This is a genomic window from Burkholderia sp. Tr-20355 (assembly GCF_017104685.1).
GTDB lineage: Bacteria > Pseudomonadota > Gammaproteobacteria > Burkholderiales > Burkholderiaceae > Burkholderia > Burkholderia seminalis.
Genome location: NZ_JAAGPK010000014.1, coordinates 32357 through 41937, shown reverse-complemented (window position 1 = coordinate 41937; position 9581 = coordinate 32357). Strand labels below are relative to the sequence as shown.

The 9581-nt window shown below is 64.6% G+C and carries 15 protein-coding genes; all 15 read right to left on the bottom strand.

From position 1 onward, the window contains the following. Window positions 1-7 precede the first annotated feature (7 nt). The 15 genes from G3N62_RS05760 to G3N62_RS05690 all read right to left on the bottom strand — a co-directional run bounded on the left by G3N62_RS05760 (window position 8) and on the right by G3N62_RS05690 (window position 9458). Entirely contained in the window at window positions 8-631 is a 624-nt protein-coding gene (locus tag G3N62_RS05760; RefSeq protein WP_206141181.1) for a hypothetical protein, read from the bottom strand. Between the two features lie 11 nt (window positions 632-642). Then, the gene (locus G3N62_RS05755; protein WP_206141180.1) at window positions 643-867 is read right to left on the bottom strand and encodes a hypothetical protein; all 225 of its coding nucleotides are present in this window, start codon (window positions 865-867) and stop codon (window positions 643-645) included. Window positions 868-930: 63 nt separating this feature from the next. Continuing rightward, the gene (locus G3N62_RS05750; RefSeq protein ID WP_206141179.1) at window positions 931-1341 is read right to left on the bottom strand and encodes a Bbp16 family capsid cement protein; all 411 of its coding nucleotides are present in this window, start codon (window positions 1339-1341) and stop codon (window positions 931-933) included. Window positions 1342-1403: 62 nt separating this feature from the next. Beyond that, window positions 1404-2396: a major capsid protein gene (locus tag G3N62_RS05745; RefSeq protein WP_206141178.1), complete on the bottom strand. Its 993-nt coding sequence runs from the start codon at window positions 2394-2396 to the stop codon at window positions 1404-1406. Between the two features lie 9 nt (window positions 2397-2405). After that, window positions 2406-3164 (bottom strand): hypothetical protein, encoded by a 759-nt coding sequence (locus tag G3N62_RS05740; RefSeq protein ID WP_241012889.1) that lies wholly within the window; start codon window positions 3162-3164, stop codon window positions 2406-2408. Window positions 3165-3173: 9 nt separating this feature from the next. Beyond that, the gene (locus tag G3N62_RS05735) at window positions 3174-3320 is read right to left on the bottom strand and encodes a hypothetical protein (protein WP_206141177.1); all 147 of its coding nucleotides are present in this window, start codon (window positions 3318-3320) and stop codon (window positions 3174-3176) included. Beyond that, window positions 3317-3898 (bottom strand): hypothetical protein, encoded by a 582-nt coding sequence (locus G3N62_RS05730; RefSeq protein WP_206141176.1) that lies wholly within the window; start codon window positions 3896-3898, stop codon window positions 3317-3319. Before G3N62_RS05730 ends, G3N62_RS05735 begins: the two co-directional genes overlap by 4 nt. Next, window positions 3895-4245 (bottom strand): capsid staple protein, encoded by a 351-nt coding sequence (gene gp10 / locus G3N62_RS05725; RefSeq protein ID WP_206141175.1) that lies wholly within the window; start codon window positions 4243-4245, stop codon window positions 3895-3897. Before gp10 ends, G3N62_RS05730 begins: the two co-directional genes overlap by 4 nt. Beyond that, the gene (locus tag G3N62_RS05720; protein ID WP_206141174.1) at window positions 4242-4529 is read right to left on the bottom strand and encodes a hypothetical protein; all 288 of its coding nucleotides are present in this window, start codon (window positions 4527-4529) and stop codon (window positions 4242-4244) included. Before G3N62_RS05720 ends, gp10 begins: the two co-directional genes overlap by 4 nt. Continuing rightward, complete coding sequence (locus G3N62_RS05715) at window positions 4529-6178, bottom strand: portal protein (protein ID WP_206141173.1); 1650 nt, start codon at window positions 6176-6178, stop codon at window positions 4529-4531. The genes G3N62_RS05720 and G3N62_RS05715 overlap by 1 nt, the downstream gene beginning before the upstream one ends. Continuing rightward, window positions 6175-6405: a hypothetical protein gene (locus G3N62_RS05710; RefSeq protein WP_206141172.1), complete on the bottom strand. Its 231-nt coding sequence runs from the start codon at window positions 6403-6405 to the stop codon at window positions 6175-6177. Before G3N62_RS05710 ends, G3N62_RS05715 begins: the two co-directional genes overlap by 4 nt. A 70-nt stretch (window positions 6406-6475) precedes the next feature. Next, a complete protein-coding gene (locus G3N62_RS05705; protein WP_206141171.1) occupies window positions 6476-6862 on the bottom strand; it encodes a hypothetical protein in 387 nt (128 codons plus the stop codon). Between the two features lie 48 nt (window positions 6863-6910). Beyond that, complete coding sequence (locus G3N62_RS05700) at window positions 6911-8332, bottom strand: TerL (protein WP_206141170.1); 1422 nt, start codon at window positions 8330-8332, stop codon at window positions 6911-6913. Between the two features lie 131 nt (window positions 8333-8463). Continuing rightward, on the bottom strand, window positions 8464-9174 hold the full coding sequence (locus tag G3N62_RS05695; protein WP_206141169.1) for a terminase small subunit: 711 nt from the start codon (window positions 9172-9174) through the stop codon (window positions 8464-8466). Then, complete coding sequence (locus tag G3N62_RS05690; RefSeq protein WP_241012888.1) at window positions 9171-9458, bottom strand: hypothetical protein; 288 nt, start codon at window positions 9456-9458, stop codon at window positions 9171-9173. The genes G3N62_RS05695 and G3N62_RS05690 overlap by 4 nt, the downstream gene beginning before the upstream one ends. Window positions 9459-9581: the final 123 nt, after the last annotated feature.

Sequence of the window (9581 nt, the reverse complement as noted above, 5' to 3'; positions counted from 1 at the left end):
CGCCCTCCTAGCTGCGGATGATGGGTGTCTCTGCGAGATACGGCACGCCGTTGCGCGCTTCGAGCCACGTGTCATCGCCGACCGGCTGCGACGGACGTTCGATCGCGTTGACGCGGATCGCCTTCGCGACAGCCTGGTCGTGCTCGGCCCATGCGGCCTGGCGCTTCGTCGAGCTCTGCGTGATGCTTTCGCACGCCTCAGCCGCCATGCGGCACGCGAACACTTCGCGGAAAAGCGCATCCATCATGTTCGGATCGGTGACACGCTTCGTGTACCGGATCGCGAGCGGCGCGGCCAGATCGGTCAAGATATTTCCCGCCTCGATACTGAACAAGCCGCGCGTGTCGGTGCGCGGGTAGACGAGGAATTGCCCGATCTGAATCAGGCGAATGAAGTCGGTAGGCAACCGATACTGATAGCTGAACCCGAACAGCGGCGCATCGGCGAGCGCGGCGAGCTGCGCGCGTGTCTTCGCGAACGACCAAACGTGTTCACGCAGGCACGCGTCGAGCACGTCGTCGTACATCGAATTCAACACAGCGGCTGCCTTCGAGTCCTCGTCGAGCGAAGTGATACGCGCTGACCCGAGTTTGGTCAGCGCGCGATTCGCGATGCCTACCTGCGACGCCATTCGTCAATCCGTTACTGCAGATCGTCGGCGTCCTGCCCGCCGGACGAGCCGGAACCAGTCGTCGGATCCGTATTCGACGTGCTGTCGCTGCGACCACGGGCTTTTGGGCCCGTCGGCGCCTCGTCGGTCGGCACGAACCATTTCGCCTTTTCGCCCTTCTCGACGTCGAACACTTCGCCGACGCGCTTGCGCGCGCCGCGATAGAAGCCCGTTTGAATCGCCTTGACCTTCGGCATGTCTTACCTCGTTGTGTGCGTTGAACGGGCGGCGGATGCCGCCCATCGATCAGGCTTCGTGGGTTACGCGATGCCGTCCGGGTATGCCTGCCACGCGGTCGGATCCTGATCGGTCAGGAACGCGTTCAGCGTGACACCCGGCGACGTGCCGCCGAGCGTGTAGTTCAGGCGCAGATAGCGCTCGTTCGCGAACGGCATGCCGAGCACCAGGCGCTGGCCAGCGGTGAGCGCTGCCGCGGCCGGCGTGACCGACGCGATCTTCGTCGGCGACGCGAACCCGGCGTTGTCGTCGGTTTCCAGATCGATCTGGTACGTGCCCGTACCGACGGCAGCAACCGCGACGCCGATCACGATCCACAGCGGGCGGCCGGGACCGATGTCGCGATCACTGCCGAGATCGATGATGTTCGTCGATGCGCCCGACGCCGACAGCGCCTGCGCACGCGAGAATTCGAGAAGCGAGTCGATGTACATTGCGATGTCCTTTCGAATGGGTTCGGTAAGATTGGACGGCGCATAAGCGCCGCCCCGCCGCGTTAAACGACGCGCGATTCCGTGCTGAGGATCGCGTCGGTACGGCGCACCGGAATGCCATCGAACATCATCACGCGCTGACCCGACACGGTGTCCCACGTCAGGTTGTTCGCAATCTTGTCGATGATGCCGAGACGCAGCTTTTCGCGGATGTTGCGGTTGACGTACCATGCCGCGCGGCCCATGCCGAATTGCGGGATACGTTCCGACGCCATGATCATGTAGCGGATCAGCGCCTGCGTATTCGCCGACGTCGCGAGGTCGGACACGTCGATGTTGCAGACACGCGCCACGTAGCGCCAGTCGCGCAGCGTGAACCCGAGATCCCACTTGTAGTGGGTGCGGTACGCTTCCATGCGACCGCCCGCGCCGTCGGCGTTCTCGACCGTCACTTGTCCCTTGTCGGTCACGGTGAGCCCGGTCTTCGAGCCCTTCGGCGTGATCATGTGCGCCGTATTCGGGCCCCACACCACCAGCCAGATCGACGTGTTGTCGGCGCCCGTGCCGCCAGCATCGACGATGTTGTCGGCATTCTGCGCGGACAACGAGTTGTAACGCGGCGCGAGGCCGGTGAACTCGGACGGCGCGGCGCCTTCGTTACCGTAGATCAGCGTCTGCGCGGCTTCCTGGTTGATGCCTTCGATGTGCGCGTGGTCCTCGGACAGACGGAACGCCATCGCGTTGCCGTTCAGGTCGGCAGCGGCCTTGTCGACTTCGGCATAGTCCTCGAGCATGCCGCAGTTGTCCGTCACCTGGACCTTGGTCGCCTTCGTCGGCTGAACGCCGCCGTACAGCTTGCGCCACGTCGGAGCGGGCAGGCCCGACCGAATCGTCGTGCGGTTGCCCGTCGGCAGATTGCCCTCGACGAACGTCGCATCCGCGAGGATCTCGTTCGTCTGGTCGAGAATCTCGATCGTCTGCGCGACGGCGCCATCCGGATCGAGGCCCTTCGCGATGTCCGCGAGGGTCGGGTTGTTCGTAGCAAGAGTGACCATGAAAGCTCCTTACGTTTTCGTGTTGGCGTAGAACTTCGCAGCGCGTTGTTCTTGAGTGAGCGCCGCGCCGCTGCTGCCGCCATCGCCACCCGGATTCAACGTTCCTTCGCTCAGCGACGCGCCGATCGAGGAAAACACCTTGATCGTTGCCGCATCCCCGGATGCACCAGCGAGCTTGTCGATCACCTCGGCCGACACGCCGAACTTGCGCATCGCCTGGCGACCGAGCTCGACGTTCTTGTCGTAGTTGTCGCCCCACTCGCCTTTCAGCGTCGTGAGCTCTGCCTCGCCCTTAGCGAGTCGTGCTTCCTCGGCTCGGGTGTTCTGCTCGCCGACGTACCCGTTCCACTTCGCTGCCAGCGCCTTCGCGGCCTCGGCCGGAATACCGGCCTCGTGGAACCACGTCGCCGCGGTCTTCGCGAAGTCGCCATCGCCGAGCTGGTAATCGTCCGCACTCGCCGGCGCCGCATGCTTCGTTTCGAACTCGCGCATCGCCTTGACCGCTTCGCCCACATCCTTGAAGCCCTTGGCCTCGACGAACTGGCGCAGGTCAGCGTCGGCGATAGATTGCAACCACGTCGACGCAGAATCGTGCGTGCCTTCGGTCGTCGTCGTCGCTGCGCCGTCGCTTTGCGTGGCGGTCGTGGTGGCTGCAGCCGGATCGGTCGTCGCCGTCGCGCCGGTTGCTGCAGCGCCCCCAGCCGGCTCGCCGGTCGTCGTGGTTTCACCTTCGAGCAGGCGGAATTTGCGGAACATGCGGAAAAACATGGAACCTCCTTATTCGATGGGTACCTCCGGCAACGTGTCGCCGGGCTGATAAACGGTGTAGATCTCGCCGTCGCAGGCGACGGCCAGTGCATCCGACGGAATCGGAGTTGACGGCGCGAGCACGCCATTAACGATCGCAACGGGTATCGTGATCACGGGCGCAGAATCTCCACGGTGTATTCCTCGAGCTGGAACGTGTCGGTCGAAGTTGCGAGCTGCGCCGTAAGCGTCAAGCTCTGCGCCTGCGTCATGTCGACCGCCATTGCGGTAACTGCAGCGCCGGCGGCCGTGCTGTAGCTCGCGACGCCGCTCATGCACTTCTGGGCTGCGCTGCTCGTGGCCACGATGTCGAAGTACACCCGGCCGCCCGTCACGTTCGAGAACGACGAACTGAGCTGCAACGCCTGCACGGCGGCGAGCCGAGCGCGCAGCGTTTTCGCGTTGGCGTTGTTGGTGCACGTAACGCTGAGCGTGACCCGCAACCGCGCGCCGGGCGACGCCAGCGTGTTCGCGGGAATCTGCGCCGTAGCGAGGGTCGCCTCGCTTGTCGTCCCTGTTACCGAACTCGATGCGCTCGACGAGGCCAACACGTAATTCGCGCGGGTCGGTGTGCCGCCCGGCGTGATGAATGCGCCGTTCAGTTCGCGCTCGCGCCCGTTCTCGTCGACGTATCCGACGAGCCGGCCGTTATCGTCGACCAGGAACGCTGTTGACTGTTTGATTCGCGTGCTCATGCCTGACCGCCTGCCGCGTTGCTGTAGAACTTCGCCGCGCGCTGCTCGGGCGATTGCGTCTCGGGCGCGAGCGCCATGTCCGTGATCTGCAGCGACAGGCTCGTATCCGTGCCCTTCTGGTTCTCGTACTGGCTCTTGCTGCACACCTCGACGCGCGCCATCAGCGTCAGCGGCGCGCCGACGTCCGGCAACGCGGTCATCCCGAGCTTGGCGAGCACCTCGTCGTCCAGGTAGATCGACAGACCGCACGGATACGCGGGTTGGTCTTCCGGCGCAGCCATTGCGGTGCCTTCGTTGGCTTCGGTCTTCGCCTCAGCGGGCGTGAGCTTCATCGATACGAGATTCATTCGGGGGCCTCGTCCTTCAGGGAATTGAGCTGCGCGTCATCCATCCCGAGGATCTGGATCAGGCGCACGAACACCTCGCGCCGGCCCTCGGCGACCATCGTCGCGAGCGGATCGATCGTGCGTTGCACGGGGGACGTGATGACGGTCGACTGGTTGGCGCGGCAGAACTGCGCGAGATCGGCGAGCACGGCCTCGCCTGCCGGCGTCAGGTTTCCGCGTTCGTCGCAGAAGCAACGCCGGTATTGTTCGCGGCGGTTCCAGAATCGAAGAAAGCGCGCGCCCATCACACCCTCGCCGTCTGCGCGCTGACCTGCGCATCGCTGAGATCCTTGATCGCACCGGCGGCCACGGGCGCGGCGGCGAGCATTTGCTGCATCTGCGCGGCCTGCGCCTCGGCGGCTTGCTGCGCCCGCAGTTCCTCGTCGGTGCTCATCGCTTCGACCGGCACGCCACCGTAATCGGCGAGCAGGCGCGCGATGCGCTGGCCGTTCGGCACCTTCGCGGCGGCAGGATCGAATTGAGAAACGACCCCGAGCTGCTGCAGCCATTGCAGGATCGCCGTGCCCTCGCCGGCACGCATCGCCTTGTTCAACGGGCTGTCGTACTCGACGTCGACATCCGCGCCCGCGTCGATCAGTTCCTGCGGCATCTGTGGCAGTTGGCCTGCCTCGGCGAGGATGTCGATCTCGCGCTCGATCAGCGGGCCGAGCAGTTCGGCCTGCGTGCGGCCGAGCGTCGGCGCGAGCAACACGCCCTTCTCCTGCGCGCGCTGCAACACCTCGGTCGCGGTCATGTCTCCGCTGTCGACGAGGATCTGGAACAGGGTCACGTAAAACCACTGGTTGATCGTCTGCCGCGTGTCCTGCGCGAACTCGATGCCGATTTGCGCCTGCTTGCCCGTGAGCAGCGGCTTCACCATTTCGTTGCCCTTGTCGTCCAGGCCGCCCCAATTCAGCGATCCGGAACGCAGGTCGAAGCCTTCAAGAACGCCGTCCTCGCTCGCGAGCAACGGCGGATCGACCAGCTTCTGCGCACCGCGGATGTTGGTCTTCGCCATGTCGTTCGCCATGCGAATGTCCGGCATCGAGTCGTATGCCGGGCTGCCGCCGTACACGCTGTCGCTGCCAACGTAGAAGCGACCGATCGCGATCGGAAACGTGCGAAACCCGCTGTTCTGAACGATGCGCTCGCGCCCCTCGTCGAGCCAGTACGATGCGAACCGCATGTTGCGGCCGTCGAGCTTGCGTGGATCGCGGTCGGCGCGCGGCTCAACCACGTGGTAGAACGTGGCGGACTTCTCGGGGTCGCGCTCAAGCGCCGACTGCATGGCCGGCGACAGGTTCGCGCGGCCGAAACGCTGCTCGGCCTGGCGCAAGGTCAACGACCACTCGACGTGCGTCTTGTCGATCATCCCGGCGTTGTTCTCGGCGAACCAGAGACGTTGCATCGGCAGGTTGCGGTAAACGAGCCCCCGGCCGATGTCGTGCTCGATCATGATCGCGCCGGGCCCGAACAGCCCAATGCTCTGGTAGGTCGCGCCCATCTGCGTGACAAAGCCGCCCTGCCAGCGGTAGCGGGCGGCGAACAGCACGCGGACAACGGCTTGCAGGTATGCCTTCACGGCGGGCGTTTCGTTGAGCGCATCGTCGCTCGTCTTCAGACGGTGCCAGAGCTGCGTCGCCGGCGTGATCATCGAATCTTCAGCGGCGACGAAGTTGCGCAGTGCGAGCGGCGCTGTCGAATCGAACATCTTCTGCCCGCGCTCGCGACCCTTCTCGGTGTCCGGGCGCGGTGTCTTGCCGAACTTGTCCATGCTCGGCATCACGTAATCGATGACGTCGTTCCACACCGCTTCGAACGACTGCCGCTTTTCCTTCATGCGGCCGTGGTCGGCGTTCAGCGCCTGCAGCAGCTTCGCGTCGTCGTTCGTCATTGCCCGAGCATGGCTTTGCCGGCGGCAGTCGCCGCGGGCGCGTTGACGGACGACGAGCTGACCGTCGTCGAGTCGCCGGCGAGGATGGTCGCGGCGGTGCCGCGGCGCTTGCGCAACTTCGCGGTTGCGTCGTCGGCCGCCGTCGTGGTGTCGGTCGTCGGTTGCGTGTTGTCGGGCAGCGGGGCTGCTGCTGCCGGAATGTCAGGGCTGAGCCCGAGGAATTTCATGCGCCTCTCCGGAGATTCCCGAAGAGGCTAGGCGGTCACGCACGCAGAATCGTGCGTTGTTGCGAAGGGGTTATTCGCTTTCCGTGAACTCGCGACCTTCGATCGCCAGCTCCGGCGCGCTCAACGAAACGGAGAAACGCTTGAACAGGCCGAGGAACTGTTCGAGCGTCACATCAACGGCGACCTTTCGAAGTTGCAGCGCATCGCCCGCGGCTGCAATCGCCTCCGGAACAGTACGATGACCGTCGAGATCTATCACGTACGCGGTAACGGCCGTCCGTCCAAGCTTGCCGGCGTGATTCTCGCCCACCCACAGGTTTGCCCCGACCACGAATTCGTTGTCTTTGACCTGGCCGTTCTTCCGCAAAAACTCGGTAATAGCCACCTCATCGGCACGATCCGCGGACGCGGATCCTTTCCAATCACCGTATTGCGTTGTCGCCTTGAAAGTCGCCATGTTTGATCCCCTTTTATCTGGTCCTTTCGCCGAAATGGCCCTGCCAGTCTAGTCCATCGTGGCGCGCGTCGAGCGCTTGCTGCCCGTGCGCTTCACGCGCACCAGGTGCTTGTGCTCGCCCGCGCCGACCAGCAGGTATTGGCTCGCCTCGGCCACGTGCGAATACATGTTCTTGTCCGCCTTGTCCGCGTACCGCTCGCCGCTCACTGCCATGCGGCGGAAGCAGTAGCCGCCGGACAGCGCCTTGCGCAACGTACGGCAGTCGGGATGGATGAGCAGCCCCGGCTCCCCGTCGATGATCCGCGTCAGTGCCTCGTCGACTGCGCCATAGCGCAGCGCCGTGTCATTCGTCGGCGCGGGGCGCGCTTCGAAGTCGGCTGCGCGCAGGATCTTGAACGGCGTGTCCTCGTCGTCCGCCTGCGAACGTTGGTCGCCCGCCGGATCGCCGTAGATGCCCGCGACCTCGAAGCCCGGGTAGATCTCGGCGAGGTGCCGTTTCAGCTCGATCGCGAACTTGCGCGCGCCCATGCTCGTCGCGACAACTTCCGACCGGATGCGCCACCCGCCCATCGGCTTACGCTGACCGATCACCGCGGCCGGCGTCAGGCCGAAGTCCATGCCGATCCAGAGCGGCAGCGACTTCGACAGCTCGAACGGCTTGCAGTGCAGCGAGTCCGCATAGTCCGGGTGCACTGGCTTCCCGTCGACGACGAATCCGTAATCGTTGCCAAGGTTCACCTTGATCCAGTCGAATTTCTTGCCCTGCATGCCGCGCTCGTAGTACCCCGGCGGCAGGTTGTCGATGTTCTCGGCATGCGGGTTGACGACCCACCGATCGCCGTCGCGCACGACGCCGCCCGGCTGCCGGAAGAACGCGTAGCCCTCGGGCTTCGTTTCCTCGGCGAGCACATAGAACCAGTGGTCGGAGTCCGGCGCGTTGGTGTCGCCAAACACGCCGTACCAGGTCGGATGCACGTCCTTCGGGTAGCGGCCGACGCGCAGGTCGAGCATGTCGAGGATCGGCTTCGCGAGCTCCTTCACCTCGTTGAGCCACGCGAACGTGAGCTGCATGCCGCGCAGCTTGCGCTCGTGCTCGGGGCGATCGAGCGCAATGAAGACCATTTCGGCCTCGACGCTCGTACCATCCTCGAGCTCGAACGACAGGTAGTGCGTCGGCGGTTCAAGGCCCCCGCCCACCCACCGGCCCAGGTCGCCGAACATATCGAGCCAGTCCTTCGCGGTCGTCGACAACAGATCGGGGTAAGTGTTCCGCACGGCCGCGCCGCGCGTGCGCCGCACGCCGTCGGCGTCGGGCTCCTGCTCGCACATGATGCGGAACGCCTTCCAACAGCTCGCGTTCGTCTTGCCGCTGCCGAGCGGGCCCATGATGAACGACCGCGACGCGCGGGACAGGATGTAGCGTTCGAGCGTTTCGCCCTGCGGCTTGTAGTGGAATTCGATTTCGCTCATGGAAAACGGGCGCTGCGCCCGCCAGAAAGGTAGCTACGTGGGTAGCTGCGCGCCGTTTTCGCATGCCGCGCGGCGCGCAGCGGCCGTCAGATAAGGCGATCGAGTGTCGATTTAGATCGCCAGTGAGTATTTCAATTCGGTTTGCGGCCCGTCAGATCCTTCACGCGCACGCGCGGCTTCGTCAGTTCGAGCTTGTCGTTCAGCATGCCGAGGTGGCGCATCAGCAATTCGCCCATCGCCTTCTTGTCGTGCATCTTCACCTCGAGCCCGTCCTTCGTTCGCTTCACGCCGGCGTACAGGCTGCGCAGCTCAGGCGACAGGTCGCGCGTGTCCTTCACGAACACCTCGCCTTCGCCTTCGCCGAAGCATTCCGGGCAGCCGTCGACAGGCGGCTTGCGCGGATCGAAGCCGATGCCGCCGCGCTCGTTGAAGATCAGCAGCTCGGCGGGCAGCTCGGTTTCGTCCTGCTGCGCCTTCAGCACGAACGCCGCGTGCTCGCGTCGCGCAATCTCCATCTCACCCGCCGTGAACTGGTAGCGATGGCCCGCGCCGTAGCAGTAGCGGCAGCACGTGCGGCGATATTCGACGAGCCCGTTCGCGTCGGCTATCAGCACGTGCCAGAGCTCGCGCACGATGCGATCCTGGTCGATCTCGGTGCGCGCGGCCCGCGCTTTCATCGCCTCGGCGACCGCCTCGGCGACCCAAGTTTTCCCAAGCAGCTGCGCGCCGATCCGATCGGCGGTCTTCTCGCTGTACCCGGCGCGTCGCGCGGCTGCGGCCGCGTTCAAGTCCTTCAGATACTCGCCGACGAACACGCGTTGTTTTGCGTTCAGCTTGCTCATGCGCGCACCACCCGCGCCAGAGGGTTCGAGCGCAGCAACAGCGGCCGGCGCGGCGCGTCTTCACGGCGCTTGCCCGTCTTCGCGCACCAGAGATCGAGGATCAGTTCGCCGCGCACGTGCGACGGCTCGCGCACTTCCTCGGTGTACGCGCGCACGGCCGCCTCGCTGATCACGCCACGCAGTTCGCGCGCCACGTCTTTCGGCATCAGGTCGAGGCGCCGCAGGTCGAATAGCACCTCGCGCCAATCAATTCCGCTTTGGGTCATGGTTTGCCCTTCCTTCATCGTTGACCGGAGCATTGTTCATCGCTTCGGTAAAGTCAAACTCGTAAATAAGTACAACTTAACAAGTAATTTTCAGCACGTTCCGCTTTGCGACGTTAGCGACGATAAAACCCGTTTTTCCCT